The sequence below is a fragment of the Caulobacter sp. 1776 genome (assembly GCF_040545685.1).
Classification (GTDB): Bacteria; Pseudomonadota; Alphaproteobacteria; order Caulobacterales; family Caulobacteraceae; genus Caulobacter.
The window spans coordinates 943,582-960,694 of sequence record NZ_JBEPMI010000001.1 but is presented as its reverse complement, the minus strand read 5'-3'; the positions used below and the strand labels follow the sequence as shown (position 1 = coordinate 960,694).

Below are 17,113 nucleotides of genomic sequence, written 5' to 3'. Positions count from 1 at the left end.
CCCACCGGGCAACGGAAGGTGGGCTGACGCCCATCGAGCAGCGCAAGGTCGGCTGACCCCGACCGGGCGTGAAGGCGCGGCGGGCCTGCAACCGCCGCGCCTTCTCCCGCTTTCCCCCGTCTTCCTTGGCTCCGTAGCGATACGGCCATTGCCCGCGCGGTCCCGCCGCTCTAAGCAGCCGACATGGACGCGCGCCACACGTTCGATTTCCTGACCAATCCCGAGCGGTTCATGGCCTTCTCGCGGTGGGCCGCGCCGTTGCTGGGCGCCTTGTCCGCCGCCGCCGCGATCGCCGGCCTGGTCCTGACCTTCCTAGTCCCCGAGGACTATCAGCAAGGCGACACGGTGCGGATGATGTTCATCCACATCCCAGCCGCCTCGCTGTCACTGTTCATCTATGTCTGCTTGGGCGTCGCCAGCTTTCTGGCTCTGGTGTTCCGCCAAGCCCTGGCTGATCTCGCGGCCCAGGCCTGCGCCCCGCTGGGCGCGGTCTACACCGCCCTGGCCCTGATCACCGGGTCGCTGTGGGGCAAGCCGATGTGGGGGACCTGGTGGGTCTGGGACGCGCGCCTGACCTCGGTGCTGGTGCTGCTGCTGTTCTATCTGGGCTACATGGCCCTGCGCGGCGCGCTCGAGGACGAGCAGAAGGCCGCGCGCGCCGCCGCCATCCTGGCCCTGGTCGGGCTGATCAACCTGCCGATCGTCAAGTTCTCGGTCGAGTGGTGGAACACCCTGCATCAGGGCTCTTCGACCTTCATGGCCGCCAAGGGCGACGGCTTGCCGGCGATCTACGCCTGGCCGGCCGTGCTGATGGGCCTGGCCTATCTGGGCGCGTTCGGATCGCTGTGGCTGACGCGCATCCGGGCCCTGGTCTGGCGGCGCAAGGCCCGGAGCCTGGCCATGAAGCTGGCGGAGGGCGCGCGATGAGCTTCGACTTCGACGCCGGCAAGTACGCCGTCTATCTGTGGCCCGCCTTCGCGATCTCAGCGGTCGCCTTCGCCTGGATGATCGCCGATAGCGTCCTGACGGCCCGTCGCTGGAAACGCGAGACCGATCGGCTGCAGGCCGAATTGGACGGCGCCCCGTGAAGCGCTGGCTGGCCTTCGCGCCCCTGGCCGTGCTGCTCGGCCTGGCGGCCCTATTCGCGGGCTTCGCCCTGAAGCGCGACCCGCACGTCCAGCCGCACGCCCTGGTCGGCAAGCCGATGCCGGCCCTGTCCCTGCCCGACCTGGCCGACGGCCGGCCGGAGCCGATCCGCGCCGCGACCGACGGCCCGGTCCTGGTCAACTTCTTCGCCTCGTGGTGCGCGCCGTGCGAGATCGAGCATCCGCAGCTGATGGCGCTGAAGGCCCAGGGGGTGAAGGTGGTCGGCATCGCCTACAAGGACGCCCCGGCGAACACCCAGGCCTTCCTGACCCGCCTGGGCGATCCGTTCGCCGAGCGCCTGGTCGACCGCGACGGCCGCGCGGGGCTGGAGTTCGGCGTCACCGGTGTGCCGGAGACCTATCTGGTCGGTTCCGACGGCATGATCTTGGCCAAGCACACCGGCCCGCTAACCCCCGACGCGGCCGAAGATCTGCTGAAGAAGGCGCGCTGAGCCGGGCCTATTTCAGGCAAGCGCGGGACGAGCCGGTCTGAAGCTTCAGCCCGCCGATAATGGCTTGCGCCTCCGCCTTCGTGGCCGGCCTGAGCGCGCCGTTCGCGTCCGTCATCTGATACGCGCAATCGCGATCACGGTGGGGCGGCGCTTCGTCGGACGTCCGCTGCTCGACCAGCATGCGGTCGGGCGCGGACCAGACAGCGGTCACGTCGGTCACCAGCGTCTTGTGGTCGCGCGACTGCACCCAGATCTCGCCCTTGTCGCTGACCGAAATCTCATAGCCGTTCGGCAACGTCTGCTTGGTCGCGAACATCGAGCCGACGATCGCGGCGATGAACAGGGCGGCCGCCGCGAGGACGATCAGGAAGACAATCTTCTGGCGGGTCACGGGGGGTCTCCAGACACCATTTGGCGCGCGGGGTGCGCTCACAGGTCGCGGAGCTATCGCGTTAACGCGGCGTTGACCATACTCGCCGACCTTCCGTTAACCATGATAGACTTCGAGTCATGAGCACCGTCCGTCCCGCCGGTTGGCCGTCCGTCCCGTCGAACCCCGCCTCCGCGCCCGCCAAGGGCCCGGGCGCCCAGACGCGCGCGGCCTTCTTCCAGGCGGCCCTGACGGACACCGCTCCTGCCCGCCCGGCCACCGCGCCGTCGACCGTGCAGATGCAGACCCTGGCCCAGCCGCAGCAGCGTCAGGCCCCTCAGAAGCCCTTCGTGCAGCCGGACGCCCAGCCGCAGAAGATCCTGCGTCCGGGCTCGCTGCTGAACATCGTGGTTTGATTGGGTCCCCGCTTTCGCGGGGATGAGCGGTAGAGGATCAGGCCGCCTTCTTCGCGGCCTTGTCCTTCTTGGGCTTCTTGTCCTTTTTCGGCTTCTCGGCCTTCGTCGCCTTGGCCTTTTTCAGCTTGGGCTCGGGCTCGGCCGGGTGAAGCTCGGCGCCGGCCATGTCGGCGAGCAGGTCCAGGAAGCCCTCGCGCTTGCCGGGCTTCAGCAGGGCCAGGATGCGCGCGTCGGCCATGGCGACCATCGGGCGAATGGCTTCAAGGGCCTCGCGGCCGGCGTCCGTCAGGCGGACGCTGTTGGCGCGGGCGTCCTCGCTGGAACGTTGGCGCTCCAGGTGGCCCTTGGTGATCATGCGGGCGACCATGTCGGCCAGGGTCGAACGGTCGATGCCGGTGGCCCGGACCAGGGCCGTCTGGGTGACGCCCTCGTTCTCGGCCACGGCGGCCAGCACGGCGAACTGGCGTTGGGTCACCCCGGCCTCGCCGCACTCCTCGGCATAGATGTCGAGCGCCAGTTGCAGGACCCGGTGAAGCAGATGGCTGGGCGAACGCTCCAGCAGCCCCGCGACCGGCTTGTCGCCCTTGCTCTTGGCCATCCTGACGCCCCCTGTCCGCGCGGCCGTCGCTCGGCCGACGGATCAAGGCTATCACCCTAACACGTCGGTTTGACGACAACGGTCCGTGGACGGTGGAAAGTGTCGGGACCTAGAAGCCGACGTCCGGCGGCTCCACGGCGGCGGGCTCGTCGCCCTGGGCCATATGCTTCATGATGAAGGGGACCTGGCTGAAGGTGAACAGCACGGCGAGGCCGATCAGCACGAAGCGGAAAATGACCCAGTGCTCCGTCGAGAGCGTATTGCGGACCACCTCGTTGGCCAGCGCCGCGAAGGCGAAATAGCCGCCGTAGCGCAGGGTCAGGGTCCGCCAGGCCGCGTCGGCCATGTGGATGGCGTCGCCCATGATCGCCCGCAGCGGCGCGCGTCCGGTCAGGGCGCCGCCGAACATGAACACCGCCAGCGAGGCGTTGATCACCGTCACCTTGACCTTCAGGAAGACCTCGGAGTGGAACACCAGGCCCAGCACGCCGAAGACCAGGGCCATGGCGCCGTAGAATAGCGGCAGCAGGGCCAGGCGACGTTCCACCGCGAAGCCGATGGCCAGGGCCGCGACCGAGGCCGCCACCAGCACCCAGGTCGCCTTCTGGAAGTCCTTGGTGATGAAGAAGGTCGCGCCGAACGCCAGGGTGGCGCCATAGTCGACGACCGTCCGGACCCAGCCGTTATTCTTTTTCGGGGGCGTCTCGACCGCTTCGCTCACGGATCAGTCCTTCAGGCCGACGAGGGAGCGCGAGAACGCGCGGGCGTCGAACGGTTGCAGGTCCTCGACCCCTTCGCCGACGCCGATCAGCTTGATCGGGCTGTCGGAGGCGCGGGCCACCGGCACCAGCACCCCGCCGCGCGCGGTGCCGTCCAGCTTGGTCATGACAATCCCGGACACGCCGACCTGGTTGCCGAAGATCTTTTCCTGGGCCAGGGCGTTGCGGCCGACGGTGGCGTCCAGGACGAGCAGGGTCTCGTGCGGATAGTCGGGGTCGACCTTCTTCACGACACGGATGACCTTGAGCAGCTCGTCCATCAGGCCCTGCTTGTTCTGCAGGCGGCCGGCGGTGTCGATCAGCACGACGTCGTAGTGCTCGGCCTTGGCGCGCTCGACGGCCTCATAGGCCAGGGCGGCGGCGTCCGAACCGGTGGGCTTGGCCATGAAGTCGGCCCCGGCCCGGTCCGCCCAGACCTTCAGCTGCTCGACGGCGGCGGCGCGGAAGGTGTCGCCAGCGGCGATCAGGACGCGGGCGCCCTTCTCGGTCAGGTCGGCGGCGATCTTGCCCAGGGTCGTGGTCTTGCCCGAGCCGTTGACGCCGATGAACAGCACCACATAGGGGCGCGGGCCGGCCAGCGGGTCGAAGCTGCCCTGGCGGTCGGCCAGCTCGGCGGCGATCAGCTCGGCCAGGGCTTCCTTGACCTCGTCGTCGCTGGACGACTTGCCGAAGCGCGCCTTGCCGAACGCTTCGGTGATGCGGGCGGCGATCTGCGGACCGAGGTCGGCCTCGATCAGCATCTCTTCCAGCGCGTCCAGCTGTTCCTGGTCGAGGGGCTTCTTGGTGAAGACCCCCGTGACCTGCTCGGTCATCTGCTGCGACGACCGGGTCAGGCCGGACGTCAGGCGCTGGAACCAGCCTTTTTTCTGTTCGGGCTTGTCGCTCATCCGCGCCCCTTTAGTCGAACGGGCGAAAGTGTAAATCGGATATTACCGGCGCAGGGTTCACGGACGCGGCGCCGTCATGGCATCAACGGGCATGGACGTGCACCTAGACCCCCTCGGGACCGCGCTTTTCTGGCTCGACTACGCCGCCGCGGCCGTTTTCGGGGCAACGGGCGCCCTCGCGGCGGCCCGACGCAAACACGACATCATCACGTTCGGATTCTTCGCCGCGATCACCGGCGTGGGCGGCGGGACCCTGCGCGACCTGCTGATCGGGGCGCCGGTCTTCTGGGTGCAGAGACCCGGCTACATCCTGGCCTGCCTGGCCGCCGCCACGGTCGTCTGGCTGCTGGGCAAGCGCGGCTGGCGATTCCGGGCCCTGCTCTGGCTCGACGCCCTGGGCATGGCCGCCTACGCGGTCGTCGGCACGGCCAAGGCGCTCAGCCTGGGTGTCCATCCGTTCAGCGCCGTGGTCATGGGCGTGCTGACCACCGCCTTCGGCGGCGTGATCCGCGACGTGCTGGCCGAGGAGCCGAACCTCTTGCTACGCCGGGAGATCTACATCACCGCGGCCCTGCTGGGCGCGAGCGTGTTCGCCGTGCTGAAGTTGCTGGGCGCGCCGTTCTGGCCGGCGGGGATTACGGGGTTCGTCGCGGCGTTCGGGCTGCGGGCGGCAGCCTTGAAGCTGGGGTGGAGCCTGCCGGGGTTCGCGGGGGAAGACGACGCTCGGGACGCCTAGGCTGGATCTCAGGCGGCTTCGACGTCTTCGATCAGGGCCTGAACCGGAATGTTCCACGACTTCGACAACAGCCTCACCTGGGGCAAGGTTAGACCGCGGCGTCCGTTCAGGATCTCGGATGCGCGAGAACGAGAACCCAGAAGCGCAGCCAGGTCCGACTGTCCCAGACCCTTGCGATCCATGGCGAAGCGGATCGCCTCCGCCGGACCCGTCGCGGGCATCGGGTACTGGTCTTCTTCGTACTTCGCCAGCAGCAGGCCCAGCAGTTCGAACCGATCGCCCTCGTCGCTGCCCGCTTCAGGCTCGTTGTCGAAGAAAGCTTCGAACGCCGCCAGGGCCGCCAGATAGCCCGCCTCGTCACGAATGATCTTGATATCCGTCGCCATTACACGGTCTCCGGGTCGATCTTGTCATAGTCGGCATGCGTGCCCACGAACTTCACCAGAACCTGCTTGAAAGTGTAGGAAATACGCACCACCAGACGATAGTTGTTGCCGCCGATGTCAAAGATAACGCGGTTGTCGCCTACGAAATCGACGCTGCGGAAGTCGTTCTTGATGTCCTGCGGCGTCAGCCATTCGGCGGCTCTCGCATGGTCGTACCACGCGATCAGCGGCCCCCTGGCGTTTGGATGTATCGTCCAGAACGCTTGCAAGACTCTCTTGGCGACGACATTCACGGCGAGAGCCTATCATGTTCCCAAATATGGAACAAGAGTCCAGCCTCAGAGATCGTGATCCGGATGCTGCCGCGACACCACCGGCCCGCTCGGCCCGAGCGCCGGACGCACTGGCATGTCGGCCAGATGCTCCATCCAGGCCGGCCGACCTTCCACGGCCAGCTGCACCGCCGGTTCCACGGCCGACGGGTCGTCGAAGGCGAACACCGCCAGGTCGATCCGGTCGTCGCTCCACTCGTAGGTCAGCGGCGTGCCGCAGGCGGCGCAAAAGCCGCGCTGGATCTTGTCCGAGCTCTGGAAGGTCGAGCGCTGGCCGCGCGTCCAGGTCAGGTCGGCGACATTGACCGACACCAGCGCCCCGAACGGTCCGGCGAAGGCCTTCTGGCACATGCGGCACCAGCAGATCGAGGCCCGCTGAGGCTGGCCCTCGACCCGAAACCGCACCGCGCCGCACTGGCAGCCGCCGCTCAACGCCATGGCTCTATCCCTTGGGAGTGAGTTTGAAAGTCACCTTGTAGCCGTCGTGGTCCGACAGCACCGGCTCGCTGGCGCCATCGAATGTGGCCTCGACCGCCGTCGGCGTCACCTTGACCGCGTCGCCATCGAGGAAGCCGATCAGATCCTGGGTGTCCAGCCACGGCGCGTCGCCGTCGTACGAGATCTGAGTGTCGCAGGTCTTGGGCCGCTCGTGGCACCAACGGCTGACCACCTCGAACGGATAGTCGTTCATCACGTGGTCGAAACGATCGGCCGAGTGCATGACGTTGAAATCGCCGCCGACGATCAACGGCGCGCCGGGCGTGCGATCGGCCTGCATGAAGCGCTTCAGCTCGTCGGCCTGCAGGTGGTGCGCCGCCGTGGCCCGGCTGCGCGGCACGCCCGAGGCGCCCTTGGAGTTCAGATGGGTGTCGGCGATCTCGACCGGGACCGGCAGGCCGGGGACATGGATCGCCACCAGCATCACGCCCTTGTTGGCCAGGCAGTCCAGGCCCGCGCAATAGCGATAGGCGTGCGACTTGACCCACGCGATCGGATGGTTGGACAGCACCCACAGGCCGCTGGAGCCCCACTTGCCCAGGCCCTCGCCCTTGCGACGGTACTTCACGCGCCGGAAATCGGGCCGTTCGCCCTGGGCGAAGTAGTTCGGGTCGCGCTGGCCCTTGCGCGGGCCGCGCGCGACGTACGGATAGCCGCTTTCGTCGATCAGATCCCAGATCTCGTCGCGGAAGCCTTCCTGGATCAGGACGACGTCGGGCTCGGCGCCCTTGGCGCGCATTGCCGCCAGTTCATGGCCGATCTGTTTCAGCGCCGTGCCGCGACCCGACCGAACCGGCCAGGGCAAGCCCTCGACATTGTAGGTCATGACGCTGAGCGTCACCGGCTTGGGTTCCGCGCGCGCCGGGACGCCGGCCAGCAGAGCCAGCGCCAGGGCGGCGGAACCGAACACCCGCGGGCTCAGGCGGCGCGCTCCGCCAGGACATGGCTGCCGTCGTGACCCGTCACGGTGAAGGCGACGATCTCGCCCAGCGGGGCCTCGCCTTGGAAGCGGATCTCGGTGAAGTCGTCGGCCCGCGCCACGCCTTCGCGCTCGACCAGGCCTGGCAAGGTTCGGCCGACCTGGCTTTGCAGATGGCGTTCCAGGCCGCGCTGACCGGCTTCGCGCAGACGGCGGGCGCGGTCCTTGATCACGGGACCCTTCACCGGCGGCATCCGCGCGGCGGGCGTGCCGGGGCGGGCGCTGTAGGGGAAGACGTGCAGGAAGGCCAAACCCGCTTCCTCGACCAGCTTCAAGGTGTTCTCGAACGCCTCGTCGGTCTCGGTCGGAAAGCCGGCGATCAGGTCGGCGCCGAAGGCGGTGTCGGGACGCACGCGGCGGACCTCGGCGACCAGCTTCAGGGCGTCCTCGCGGCTGTGGCGGCGCTTCATGCGCTTGAGGATCAGGTTGTCGCCGGCCTGAAGGCTGAGATGCAGATAGGGCATCAGGCGCGGCTCGGTCTCGAGCAGCTTGAACAGATCAGGATCGATCTCGGCCGCGTCGATCGACGACAGGCGCAGGCGCGGCAAATTCGGGACCATCCGCAAGATCCGGCCCACCAGTTGGCCTAGGGTTGGCTGCCCCGGCAGGTCGGCGCCCCACGAGGTGACGTCGACGCCGGTCAGCACGACCTCGCGATAGCCCTCGGCGGCCAGCTTGCGGACCTGCTCGACGACCTCGCCGGCCGGGGCCGAGCGCGAGTTTCCTCGGCCATAGGGGATGATGCAGAAGGTGCAGCGGTGGTCGCAGCCGTTCTGGACCTCGACATAGGCCCGGGCTCGGTCCTTGAGGCCGTCGATCAGGTGACCGGCGGTCTCCTTGATCGACATGATGTCGTTGACCCGCACGCGGGTGGAGGTGTCCAGCAGCGCGCCCGGCGCGGCCTTCTCGGCATTGCCCAGCACGAGGTCGACCTCGGGCATGGCGGCGAAGGCGGCCGGATCCACCTGGGCGGCGCAGCCAGTGACGACGATCCGCGCGTCCGGCCGTTCGCGGCGGGCCTTGCGGATCGCCTGGCGGGCCTGGCGCACGGCCTCGTTGGTCACAGCGCAGGTGTTGAACACCACCGCGTCCGACAAGCCGTCGGCCGCGGCGCGGGCGCGGATCGCCTCGCTCTCATAGGCGTTCAGGCGGCAGCCGAAGGTGACGACGTCGACGCCGTCCGGGCCGGACAGCGTCGTGGCCGGACCGCCCTCCTCGCCCACGTCAGGCCTGGGCTTCGGCGTCGCCTTGATGACGGTATAGGAGGCCATGGCTCAGGCCGCGACCAGCTCCGGCAGCTTGCCGGCGAAGTCCATGCTGATCGGGCCGGTCATGATCACGTGGCCGTCGCTTTCGCGCCACTCGATGACCAGAGACCCGCTTTCGAACTCGACGCGCGCCTTGCGGTCGGTCAGGCCGCGACGCACGGCGGCGACCTGGGCGGCGCAGGCGCCGGTGCCGCAGGCCAGCGTCAGGCCCGCGCCGCGTTCCCAGACCTTCAGCTGGATGTGATCGCGGGCGGCGATATGGGCGAAACCGACATTGACCCCTTCCGGGAACAGCGGGTGGTGCTCGACCAGCGAGCCCGCGCCCGTGGCGAACGCATCATCAACGGGAGCGTCGACGAAAAACACCACGTGCGGATTGCCCATCGAGACGCAGACCGGCGTGTGGACCAGCGGCGCGTCGATCGGACCGACCTGCAGCTCCACGCGCTCGGTGTTCATCTCTTCCGAAAGCGGGATCTGGGTCCAGTCGAGGCCCGGCGGGCCCATGTCGACGGTGACCAGCTTATCGCCGGCCGCCACGCCCGACAGACGGCCGGCGACGGTGTCGAACGCCACGGCGTCCTTGCCGGCCGACTGCATCAGGAGCCATGCCACGCAGCGGGTGCCGTTGCCGCAGGCGCCGGTTTCCTCGCCATCCGAATTCCAGAACCGCACATAGGCGCTCGCGCCCTCGGCCCGCGGCGGGTCGATGGCGATCACCTGGTCGCAGCCGATCCCGCCATCTCCCCGCTTGGCGATCGCGCGGATCTCCTCGGGGGTCGGATCAAAGGTCTGCGTAGCGGTCTCGATGACGACGAAGTCGTTGCCGAGCCCGTTCATCTTCAGGAAGGTGCGGCTCATAGGGCGGCTATATAGTGGAAAAGCCGCGCCAAGTCAGGGGACGGGTGGACGCGGACGCCGCCACGCGGTCAAGCTGGGCGTTCCGCCGATGGATTCCTATATGCGCAAGCTGTTCCTGACCCTCCTCGCCTCCTCCGCCTTTGTCTCCGGGAGCCTGATGACCCTGACCCCCGCGATCGCCGCCGAACCCGATAAGCCCGCCGCCGCAAACACCCTTGGCGAGGCGCGAACGCCGCTCACCGAGCTGGGCAAGGACGATCCCTATCTGTGGATGGAGGAGATCGAGGGGACTCGCGCCATGGACTGGGCCAAGGCCCAGAATGGCAAGACCCTCCCCGTGCTGCAGGGCGACGCCCGCTACGCCGACTTGGAAGCCAAGGCCCTGGCCATCCTGAACGCCAAGGACCGGGTGCCCGGCGTGTCGTTCGCCGGCGACGGATCCCTGCGCAACTTCTGGCAGGACAAGGAGCACGTGCGCGGGATCTGGCGGACGACCACACTGGACAGCTACCGCACCGACCAGCCGGACTGGGAGACGATCCTCGACATCGACGCGCTGTCCAGGGCCGAGGGCGCCAACTGGGTGTTCAAGGGCGCCAGCTGCCTGCCGCCGCGGGACACGCGCTGCCTGATCACCCTGTCGAACGGCGGCAAGGACGCCGTGACCGTCCGCGAGTTCGACACGACGACCAAGACCTTCGTGGCGGGCGGCTTCGTCCTGCCGGAGGGCAAACAGAACTACACGTGGCTGGACCAGGACACTCTACTGGTGGGCCGCGAATGGAAACCCGGCGAGCTGACCAAGTCCGGCTACGCCTACGTCCTGAAGACCTTGAAGCGCGGCCAGGCCCTGGACCAGGCGACCGAGGTGTTCCGGGGAACCGACGCCGACGTCTCGGTCAGTCCCTTCGTGCTGCGCGACGCCGACGGCAGGGCCATGGCGGTGATGGCCCAGCGGGGCGTCACCTTCTTCGAGAGCGAGGTTTATCTGCTCGAAGGCGCCAAGCCCGTGAAGCTGGACTTGCCGCTGAAGAGCTCGATCCAGGGCTATGTCGCCGGTCAGATGGTCGTGCTGATGGAGCAGGACTGGCCGGAAAAGGGCTTCAAGACCGGCGACCTGATCAGCTTCGACCTGGCCAAGCTGAAGGCCGCGCCGGACAAGGCTCCGGCCACGCTGGTGCTGCGTCCGACCGCCCGCCAGTCCGTCGAACAGGTGACGACCACACGCACCAAGCTGGTCGTGGGCCTGCTGGACAACGTCAAGGGCGCGGCGCGGGTCTATAGCCACGGCTCCAAGGGCTGGACGTTCCAGCCCTTGGACCTGCCGGCCAACAGTTCGATCGGGCTGGGCTCGACCGCCGAGGTCGACGAGCGGCTGTTCGTCACCGTCACCGGCTACCTGACCCCGACCACCTACTGGCTGGCCGATGCGGGTTCTTTGAAGCTGGAGCAGATCAAGGCCTCGCCGGCCCGGTTCGACGCCTCGACCCACGTGGTCGAGCAGTTCGAGGCCACGTCCAGCGACGGGGTGAAGATCCCCTACTTCGTCGTGCGGCCCCGGGGTCTGAAGTATGACGGCGGCGCGCCGACCCTGCTCTATGCCTATGGCGGCTTCCAGCAGGCCATGACCCCCGGCTATTCGGGCGTGATGGGCAAGCTGTGGCTGGAACGCGGCGGCACCTACGTGGTCGCCAACATCCGCGGGGGCGGCGAGTTCGGTCCGGCCTGGCACGAGGCCGGCCTGAAGGCCAACCGCCAGAAGGTCTATGACGACTTCTTCGCCGTCTCCCAGGACCTGATCAGTCGCAAGATCACCTCGCCGCGCCGCCTGGGGATCATGGGCGGCAGCAACGGCGGCCTGCTGATGGGCGTCGCCCTGACCCAGCGGCCCGAGCTCTACAACGCCATTGTCGTGCAGGTGCCGCTGTTCGACATGATCCGCTACAGCCAGATCGGGGCTGGCGCCTCTTGGGTGGGCGAGTATGGCGATCCAGCCATACCGTCGGAGCGAGCCGTCATCGCCAAGTACGACCCCTATTCCAACCTCAAGGCCGGCCAGAAATATCCCGAGGTTTTCATCGAAACCTCGACCAAGGACGATCGCGTCCACCCGGCGCACGCGCGTAAGGCGGCCGCGCGGCTCGAGGCGCTCGGCTATCCGGTGCTCTATTACGAAAACATCGATGGCGGCCACGCGGCCAGCGCCAACCTGGCCGAGACCGCCCGCCGCCAGGCGCTGGAATACACCTATCTGACGCGCAAGCTGATGGACTGACCCCGGGCGCGACACGGCGTTTAGATAACGCCGTGTCGTCAACCCTAAGGAAAGTTATCGGCGTCACGATGCGCCGCGACTCATCCCGTTGGGACCACCCTCTTGCCTATCCAAGTCGTCAAAGCCCTGGACCTCTCGCCCGCCGACATCGCGCGGTGGGCCGAGCTTCAGCATGGCCAGGCGCGGCTGGATTCGCCATTCCTGTCTCCGCAATGGGCTCTGGCCGTGGCCAAGGCCCAAAATACGAAGGAGGGGGGCGAAAAGGGCCACGAAGTGAAGGTGGCGATCGAGCGCGGACCCGAGGGCGAGGCGATAGCCTTCCTGCCGGCTCGCGTCCGCCAGGACGTGGCCATGCCGGTCGGCGCGCCGATGTGCGACTACCAGGCCCTCGTCTCGGCCCCCGGCGTCGCGATCGACCCGCGCGAGCTGCTGGCGGCCCTGCACGTCGACCGCATCGATTTCTGCCACATGATGGCCGACGACGTGACCCTGGGCCGCCACGCGCGCGGCCAGGCCGACAGCTGGGTCGTCGAAACCCCCGACGGCTATGAGGCCTACGCCGCCGAACGCAAGGAAGCCGGCGTCGGCCTCTTGAAGGACATCGACAAGAAGCGTCGCAAGGCCGAGCGCGAGGTCGGCCCTTGCCGCTTCACCGCGATGTCGGAAAGCCGCGCGGCCTTCGACCAGTTGATCGCCTGGAAGCGCGTGCAGCTGCTGCTGACCCACCAGACCGACCTCTTCAAGGCCCCATGGGTCAACAAGCTGCTGGACGACGTCTTCGCGCGCCGCGATCCCGACTTCGGCGGCGGGCTCTACACCCTGCACCTGGGCGAGCGCCTGGCCGCCGTGCACTTGCACTTGCGCGGCGAGCACACGATCCACGGATGGCTGATCGCCCATAATCCGGATCTCGAGCGCTATTCGCCGGGCCTGATGCTGTTCCAGGACATTCTGAAGAGCATGGATGGAACGCCGTACACGCGCCTGGACCTCGGCACGGGGGATTACCGCTTCAAGCGCGAGCTTTCCAACGCGCGTCAGACCGTGGTGTTCGGCTTCCTGGGCTCGCCCTCGGTGCCGACCCTGGTGCGCCACGCGGTCTACGGCGTCCGCAGCGTGGCCGAGGCCCTGCCCCTGGGCCGGATCTCGGAGATCCCCGGCAAGGCCATGCGCCGCATGGATCTGCTGCGCGGGCTGCACTAGAGCCTGTCCGTCGATCAAGGTTCACCTTAGGGTGGAGCGCCATGATCAAGACCCTGATTGAAACAGCGTTCAGCAAGACGGCGGAATTTTGGGGGGAGGCCGACCCCGCGCTCGACGCGCTGCGCCCGCGGTTGTGGCCGCCGACGCCCTTTCGCGACGAAATTCCAACCTTGGCCCCGGGCGTTCGTCGGCCATGCAGCCCGATGCTGAAGGCGCGCTTCGAGCACTGCGGCCGCTGGATCACCGCTACCCATGGCCATTGGCTTTCGCTGACCGACCTGGAGGCGCTGTGGTCAGAGGCCGAGACGGCGGCCGATCCGTTTCTTCAGGCCGTGAAGGACGCGCAGATCGCCGGCCAGGAAGATTGGCCGAACGAAGCCTCGGGCCTGTTCCGCCCAGAACGCCTCACGCTGTTCGCCGGCAGCGACTACACCTACGAGAAAATCTACCTCCTGTGGCTGGACTTCGAGGACGAGCCGGAAGTCTGGGCCTACGACGCCAACGGCGAGTCCCGCTATAGGGACCTGGCCGTCTATCTTCAGGCCTATATCGCGGACGATGTCGGCGCCGCTTCGATCTCCTGGCGCGCCTGACGCGATTTGGTGATGCAATTTAGTGCATCGCGTTGATCCGGATCGCCCGCGGATCCACCCCGCCGGCCGCCCAGGCGCGGGTCCAGCCGTAGCGCAGTTCGCCCTCCCGGAAAGCGAAGCGATCCAGGTGCTCGGCGACGACGTCTTCCAGCCGGGCCAAGCCCTCCAGATCGGCGGCCTCGATCGTGATGTCCAGGCCGTCCGGATGGGCCGTCATCCGGCAGGTCCCTAGCGGCAGCGGAAACAAGGCCGAGGTCGCGTCGTAGCGGACCTCGAACTTGTGGCTCCAGTGCTTGGCCAGTTGCGTCATGTAGCGGGCCGCCCTTTCGGTGGCGACGCGGGCGTGGCTTTCCATGGGCTATGCCTCCGGCGCGGGTTCAGAGCGTTTCGATCGCCGATGCGGCGTCGTCCAGCGCCTTGGCGATGGCCGCGATCTGCTCGGCGGTCAGCTGGCCGCCATGCAGCTTGAGCCGTAGCGCCGTCTTCAGGTTCTCGCGGGCCCGCAGGATCTGCGGCGAGAAGGCCGCGCTGGCCGAGGCGGCTTCGGCCATGCGTTCGAACAGCGAACGGACCGGCGCGTCGTTGCTGGCCAGGAAGGCCTCGCCCTCCGGGGTGATCGTGTAGAGCTTCTTGCCGCCGCCGGCGTCGCTGGCGGTGACGTAGCCCAGCTCTTCCAGCAGGGTCAGGGTCGGATAGACCACGCCGGGGCTAGGGCTGTAGGCGCCGCCGGCCGCCGTCTCGATGGCCTTGATCAGCTCGTAGCCGTGGCTGGGCTTCTCGGCGATCAGCTTGAGGACCACGAAGCGCAGGTCACCGTGATCGAAGAACCGGCCCATGCGACCGCCGCGACCGCGCGGGCCCCCATGGAGACCGCCGTGATGCGGACCGCCGTGAAAGCCGAACGGATGGCGGCCGTGATGTTCGTCGCCGTGACCGCGCCAGTGGCCGCGGTGGTGATGTTGATGTCGTCCAAACATGTGGTTTTAGATCCTGTTTCGTTATATCGGAATTATAGATATATCGGATTGGCGGGCCGTCAAGAGCTATTTCGATATATCTAATTGTATCGCCGAGATCGAAACGAGGCGGGGCGCCGCTGGCGCTCGCAAACGAATCACCGTTTTGCAGCCGCCCCGTCCAAGTCGAGCGTCTTCCGTGCAACACGCGAGAAGCGTCACCGGAAATAGTCGCTTTCAATCTTGATACGGAAAGCGTCGTGAATACATGCCGCGTATGAGAAGCAGGAGCGCAAGCGTGCCAGACCAGGATCAAAGCCCGGACCAGACGGTCATCGGACGGCGTTTCGCCGCCGCTGGACTGGTCGCGGCCGCCAGCCTGCTGGCCCTGGCCCCCGCCGCGCGCGCCGAGGATCAGATCCCCACCGTTCCGGCTTCGGCGGCCTCGCAAGGCGCGACCGGCGCGCCGGCCAATGACCCGCTGGAGGGCCTGAACCGCGCCTCGTTCAAGCTGGGCATGGGCCTGGACAGCGTCCTGCTGGCTCCCGTCGCTCACGGCTATATGGCCGTCACCCCACGCGTGGTGCGCAACCATGTCAGCTCGGCGGTCTACAATCTGGGCGAGCCCAACACCGTCATGAACCTGGTGCTGCAGGGCAAGCCGAAGCGGGCCATGCGCTCGACCACGCGCTTCGTCGTCAATTCGACGGTCGGCGTGCTGGGCCTGTTCGACGTGGCCGCCAAGATGCACCTGCCGCGCCGCGACGCCGACTTCGGCCAGACCTTCGGCAAATGGGGCGCGGGCCCCGGCGCCTATGTCTATGTGCCGGTCATGGGCCCGCTGAATGTCCGTGACGGCGTCGGCCGCGCGCTGGACATCGTCACCGACCCCGTCTCGATGTTCGTCGGCGGCCTGGACACCGACTTTGGCAAGGCCCGCACCGCCGTGACGATCGTCGACCTGCGCGCGGCGACCGATCCGGCCTTCCAAGCCCTGAAGGACGCGTCCGACCCCTACGTCACCACCCGGTCGGCCTATACCCAATATCGCGAGGCCTTCATCCGCCAGGCCACCGGCGAGGCTGAAGAGCTGCCCGATTTCGACACACCGCCCGTCGCCTCGCCGACCACTCCCAAGGCGGCGACGCCCAAACCATGACCTCCCCCGGTAAGACCATGAAAAACACCCTTTCGACCCGGCGCGGCGCCAACGCCGCGCTTTTGGCTTTCTTCGGGGCCGCGGCCCTGGGCGTCGCCAGTCCGGCCCTGGCCCAGGCGCGCGACCCCGGCGCCGAGGCCTTCGTCCAGGCCAAGGCCCAGCGCGTGATCACCGTGCTGGCCAACAAGAGCATGAGCGACACGCAGAAGAAGCAGATCTTCCACCAGGCGGTGGACGAGCTGGCCGACGTGCCGAAGATCACCAACTTCGTGCTGGGCAAGTACGCCCGCACCATCACCCCCGACCAGCGGGCCCGGTTCACGCCGGTCTTCCGAACCTATGCCGAAAACGTCTATCAGAGCCGCATCGACGACTATCGCGGCGAGCAGCTGAAGGTGACCGGCTCGGTCGTCCGCAAGCCGGGCGACGTGATCGTCAACAGCGTCATCTCCGGCGGCCAACTGAGCCAGCCCGTGCAGGTGTCCTGGCGCGTGCTGGGCGGCGGCGCGAGCTGGAAGGTCGTCGACATGCAGTTCAAGGGCATCTGGCTGGCCATCACCCAACAGCAGGACTTCGTCTCGACGATCGACAACGCCGGCGGCAACATCGACGTGCTGATCAGCCAGCTCCAGAAGAGCGGCTCGGGTTCTTCGGGTCGCCGCTAGGCGATCCGGGGCTTAAGATTCAAGGGGATTTGATCTTGCGCGAACAGTGGGCCGAGACGGCCATGGGCGTCGTCGTCCTCGCCCTGGCGGCGGGGTTCATGACCTATTCGCTGAGCGTGGGCGGCGTCCACATGAAGCGCGGGAACTATGAGATCAGCGCCAAGTTCGGCGAGGCCGGCTCGCTGGCCCCCGGCGCGGCGGTCAGCGTCGCCGGCGTCAAGGTCGGCACGGTCTCGGAGGTCGTTCTGGAGCCGAAGACCTATCTGGCCGTGGCCAAGCTGAGCATCGATCCGACCGTCAAGCTTCCGGCCGACTCGACCGCCAAGATCACCAGCGACGGCCTGCTGGGCGGGGCCCACATCGCCATCGCCCCGGGCGCCTCGCTGGAGGACCTGAAGCCGGGCGGCGAGATCGAGAATACGCAAGGCGCTGTCGACATCTTCGGCTTGATCGGCTCGGTGATCCGTCCGCAAGGCGGCGGTTCGAGCGAAGCCGGAACGTCCGCGACCCCCGCGCCGGCCAATCCGGCCACGCAACCCGCCGCGAGCTACTGAC

General features: G+C 67.7%; 23 protein-coding genes. 11 read left to right on the top strand and 12 right to left on the bottom strand.

The annotated features are described in order from the left end of the window. Positions 1-183 precede the first annotated feature (183 nt). From ccmC to ABIC66_RS04485, 3 genes are read left to right on the top strand one after another with little or no spacing between them, the layout of a single operon-like run. A complete protein-coding gene (gene ccmC, locus ABIC66_RS04495) occupies positions 184-927 on the top strand; it encodes a heme ABC transporter permease CcmC (protein WP_354068179.1) in 744 nt (247 codons plus the stop codon). Then, entirely contained in the window at positions 924-1,088 is a 165-nt protein-coding gene (ccmD, locus tag ABIC66_RS04490) for a heme exporter protein CcmD (RefSeq protein WP_354068178.1), read from the top strand. Before ccmC ends, ccmD begins: the two co-directional genes overlap by 4 nt. Beyond that, complete coding sequence (locus ABIC66_RS04485) at positions 1,085-1,597, top strand: DsbE family thiol:disulfide interchange protein (RefSeq protein WP_354068177.1); 513 nt, start codon at positions 1,085-1,087, stop codon at positions 1,595-1,597. Before ccmD ends, ABIC66_RS04485 begins: the two co-directional genes overlap by 4 nt. Positions 1,598-1,604: 7 nt before the next feature. Here ABIC66_RS04485 and ABIC66_RS04480 read toward each other — a convergent pair whose 3' ends face one another. Further along, a complete protein-coding gene (locus tag ABIC66_RS04480; RefSeq protein WP_354068176.1) occupies positions 1,605-1,988 on the bottom strand; it encodes a hypothetical protein in 384 nt (127 codons plus the stop codon). Positions 1,989-2,107: 119 nt separating this feature from the next. Here ABIC66_RS04480 and ABIC66_RS04475 point away from each other — a divergent pair, with 119 nt between their 5' ends. After that, on the top strand, positions 2,108-2,383 hold the full coding sequence (locus ABIC66_RS04475; protein ID WP_354068175.1) for a hypothetical protein: 276 nt from the start codon (positions 2,108-2,110) through the stop codon (positions 2,381-2,383). A gap of 37 nt (positions 2,384-2,420) precedes the next feature. On the opposite strand, the gene ABIC66_RS04470 is transcribed toward ABIC66_RS04475, so the two are convergent. The 3 genes from ABIC66_RS04470 to ftsY form a co-directional block, all read right to left on the bottom strand. Further along, positions 2,421-2,981: a MarR family winged helix-turn-helix transcriptional regulator gene (locus ABIC66_RS04470; RefSeq protein WP_354068174.1), complete on the bottom strand. Its 561-nt coding sequence runs from the start codon at positions 2,979-2,981 to the stop codon at positions 2,421-2,423. 109 nt (positions 2,982-3,090) lie between these two features. Continuing rightward, entirely contained in the window at positions 3,091-3,702 is a 612-nt protein-coding gene (locus tag ABIC66_RS04465) for a septation protein IspZ (RefSeq protein WP_354068173.1), read from the bottom strand. A 3-nt stretch (positions 3,703-3,705) separates the two neighbouring features. Continuing rightward, on the bottom strand, positions 3,706-4,647 hold the full coding sequence (gene ftsY, locus ABIC66_RS04460; RefSeq protein ID WP_354068172.1) for a signal recognition particle-docking protein FtsY: 942 nt from the start codon (positions 4,645-4,647) through the stop codon (positions 3,706-3,708). Between the two features lie 91 nt (positions 4,648-4,738). Between ftsY and ABIC66_RS04455 the strand changes: the two genes are divergently transcribed. Continuing rightward, a complete protein-coding gene (locus ABIC66_RS04455) occupies positions 4,739-5,383 on the top strand; it encodes a trimeric intracellular cation channel family protein (protein ID WP_354068171.1) in 645 nt (214 codons plus the stop codon). 8 nt (positions 5,384-5,391) lie between these two features. On the opposite strand, the gene ABIC66_RS04450 is transcribed toward ABIC66_RS04455, so the two are convergent. Genes ABIC66_RS04450 through dapF form a run of 6 tightly spaced genes read right to left on the bottom strand, consistent with a single transcriptional unit; the run spans position 5,392 to position 9,707 of the window. After that, positions 5,392-5,769: a helix-turn-helix domain-containing protein gene (locus tag ABIC66_RS04450; RefSeq protein WP_354068170.1), complete on the bottom strand. Its 378-nt coding sequence runs from the start codon at positions 5,767-5,769 to the stop codon at positions 5,392-5,394. Then, positions 5,769-6,062, bottom strand: a complete 294-nt coding sequence (locus tag ABIC66_RS04445) for a type II toxin-antitoxin system HigB family toxin (protein ID WP_354068169.1) — start codon at positions 6,060-6,062, stop codon at positions 5,769-5,771. The genes ABIC66_RS04450 and ABIC66_RS04445 overlap by 1 nt, the downstream gene beginning before the upstream one ends. A 45-nt stretch (positions 6,063-6,107) precedes the next feature. Beyond that, a complete protein-coding gene (locus tag ABIC66_RS04440; protein WP_354068168.1) occupies positions 6,108-6,539 on the bottom strand; it encodes a GFA family protein in 432 nt (143 codons plus the stop codon). A 4-nt stretch (positions 6,540-6,543) separates the two neighbouring features. Continuing rightward, positions 6,544-7,509 carry an endonuclease/exonuclease/phosphatase family protein gene (locus ABIC66_RS04435; protein WP_354068167.1) on the bottom strand — a complete coding sequence of 322 codons (966 nt, stop codon included), beginning with the start codon at positions 7,507-7,509 and terminating at the stop codon, positions 6,544-6,546. Between the two features lie 8 nt (positions 7,510-7,517). Next, on the bottom strand, positions 7,518-8,849 hold the full coding sequence (gene mtaB, locus ABIC66_RS04430) for a tRNA (N(6)-L-threonylcarbamoyladenosine(37)-C(2))-methylthiotransferase MtaB (protein ID WP_354068166.1): 1,332 nt from the start codon (positions 8,847-8,849) through the stop codon (positions 7,518-7,520). Between the two features lie 3 nt (positions 8,850-8,852). Further along, a complete protein-coding gene (dapF, locus tag ABIC66_RS04425) occupies positions 8,853-9,707 on the bottom strand; it encodes a diaminopimelate epimerase (protein WP_354068165.1) in 855 nt (284 codons plus the stop codon). Between the two features lie 100 nt (positions 9,708-9,807). Between dapF and ABIC66_RS04420 the strand changes: the two genes are divergently transcribed. The 3 genes from ABIC66_RS04420 to ABIC66_RS04410 all read left to right on the top strand — a co-directional run bounded on the left by ABIC66_RS04420 (position 9,808) and on the right by ABIC66_RS04410 (position 13,778). After that, positions 9,808-11,982 (top strand): prolyl oligopeptidase family serine peptidase, encoded by a 2,175-nt coding sequence (locus ABIC66_RS04420; RefSeq protein WP_354068364.1) that lies wholly within the window; start codon positions 9,808-9,810, stop codon positions 11,980-11,982. 102 nt (positions 11,983-12,084) lie between these two features. Further along, positions 12,085-13,185, top strand: coding sequence for a GNAT family N-acetyltransferase (locus tag ABIC66_RS04415; RefSeq protein ID WP_354068164.1), 1,101 nt, complete (start codon positions 12,085-12,087; stop codon positions 13,183-13,185). 41 nt (positions 13,186-13,226) lie between these two features. Then, the gene (locus tag ABIC66_RS04410) at positions 13,227-13,778 is read left to right on the top strand and encodes a hypothetical protein (RefSeq protein ID WP_354068163.1); all 552 of its coding nucleotides are present in this window, start codon (positions 13,227-13,229) and stop codon (positions 13,776-13,778) included. 19 nt (positions 13,779-13,797) lie between these two features. On the opposite strand, the gene ABIC66_RS04405 is transcribed toward ABIC66_RS04410, so the two are convergent. Together ABIC66_RS04405 and ABIC66_RS04400 are read right to left on the bottom strand one after the other, a co-directional pair. Beyond that, positions 13,798-14,133, bottom strand: coding sequence for a DUF2218 domain-containing protein (locus tag ABIC66_RS04405; RefSeq protein WP_354068162.1), 336 nt, complete (start codon positions 14,131-14,133; stop codon positions 13,798-13,800). A 22-nt stretch (positions 14,134-14,155) separates the two neighbouring features. Further along, on the bottom strand, positions 14,156-14,755 hold the full coding sequence (locus ABIC66_RS04400; protein WP_354068161.1) for a PadR family transcriptional regulator: 600 nt from the start codon (positions 14,753-14,755) through the stop codon (positions 14,156-14,158). A gap of 247 nt (positions 14,756-15,002) precedes the next feature. Between ABIC66_RS04400 and ABIC66_RS04395 the strand changes: the two genes are divergently transcribed. The 3 genes from ABIC66_RS04395 to mlaD are packed head-to-tail and all read left to right on the top strand — an operon-like array spanning position 15,003 to position 17,112. Continuing rightward, positions 15,003-15,893, top strand: a complete 891-nt coding sequence (locus ABIC66_RS04395) for an MlaA family lipoprotein (RefSeq protein ID WP_354068160.1) — start codon at positions 15,003-15,005, stop codon at positions 15,891-15,893. Next, complete coding sequence (locus ABIC66_RS04390) at positions 15,890-16,558, top strand: MlaC/ttg2D family ABC transporter substrate-binding protein (RefSeq protein WP_354068159.1); 669 nt, start codon at positions 15,890-15,892, stop codon at positions 16,556-16,558. The genes ABIC66_RS04395 and ABIC66_RS04390 overlap by 4 nt, the downstream gene beginning before the upstream one ends. Before the next feature lie 29 nt (positions 16,559-16,587). After that, complete coding sequence (gene mlaD / locus ABIC66_RS04385; RefSeq protein ID WP_354068158.1) at positions 16,588-17,112, top strand: outer membrane lipid asymmetry maintenance protein MlaD; 525 nt, start codon at positions 16,588-16,590, stop codon at positions 17,110-17,112. The last annotated feature ends 1 nt before the right edge of the window (position 17,113 follow it).

Excerpts from the sequence above, each read along its gene's own strand:
- ABIC66_RS04455 (WP_354068171.1), top strand. The coding sequence starts at position 4,739 with ATGGACGTGCACCTAGACCCCCTCGGGACCGCGCTTTTCTGGCTCGAC.
- ABIC66_RS04400 (WP_354068161.1), bottom strand. The coding sequence starts at position 14,755 with ATGTTTGGACGACATCAACATCACCACCGCGGCCACTGGCGCGGTCAC.
- dapF (WP_354068165.1), bottom strand. The coding sequence starts at position 9,707 with ATGAGCCGCACCTTCCTGAAGATGAACGGGCTCGGCAACGACTTCGTC.
- ABIC66_RS04420 (WP_354068364.1), top strand. The coding sequence starts at position 9,808 with ATGCGCAAGCTGTTCCTGACCCTCCTCGCCTCCTCCGCCTTTGTCTCC.
- ccmD (WP_354068178.1), top strand. The coding sequence starts at position 924 with ATGAGCTTCGACTTCGACGCCGGCAAGTACGCCGTCTATCTGTGGCCC.
- ccmC (WP_354068179.1), top strand. The coding sequence starts at position 184 with ATGGACGCGCGCCACACGTTCGATTTCCTGACCAATCCCGAGCGGTTC.
- ftsY (WP_354068172.1), bottom strand. The coding sequence starts at position 4,647 with ATGAGCGACAAGCCCGAACAGAAAAAAGGCTGGTTCCAGCGCCTGACG.
- ABIC66_RS04440 (WP_354068168.1), bottom strand. The coding sequence starts at position 6,539 with ATGGCGTTGAGCGGCGGCTGCCAGTGCGGCGCGGTGCGGTTTCGGGTC.
- mtaB (WP_354068166.1), bottom strand. The coding sequence starts at position 8,849 with ATGGCCTCCTATACCGTCATCAAGGCGACGCCGAAGCCCAGGCCTGAC.
- ABIC66_RS04450 (WP_354068170.1), bottom strand. The coding sequence starts at position 5,769 with ATGGCGACGGATATCAAGATCATTCGTGACGAGGCGGGCTATCTGGCG.
- ABIC66_RS04395 (WP_354068160.1), top strand. The coding sequence starts at position 15,003 with ATGCCGCGTATGAGAAGCAGGAGCGCAAGCGTGCCAGACCAGGATCAA.
- ABIC66_RS04390 (WP_354068159.1), top strand. The coding sequence starts at position 15,890 with ATGACCTCCCCCGGTAAGACCATGAAAAACACCCTTTCGACCCGGCGC.
- ABIC66_RS04410 (WP_354068163.1), top strand. The coding sequence starts at position 13,227 with ATGATCAAGACCCTGATTGAAACAGCGTTCAGCAAGACGGCGGAATTT.
- ABIC66_RS04475 (WP_354068175.1), top strand. The coding sequence starts at position 2,108 with ATGAGCACCGTCCGTCCCGCCGGTTGGCCGTCCGTCCCGTCGAACCCC.
- ABIC66_RS04470 (WP_354068174.1), bottom strand. The coding sequence starts at position 2,981 with ATGGCCAAGAGCAAGGGCGACAAGCCGGTCGCGGGGCTGCTGGAGCGT.
- ABIC66_RS04405 (WP_354068162.1), bottom strand. The coding sequence starts at position 14,133 with ATGGAAAGCCACGCCCGCGTCGCCACCGAAAGGGCGGCCCGCTACATG.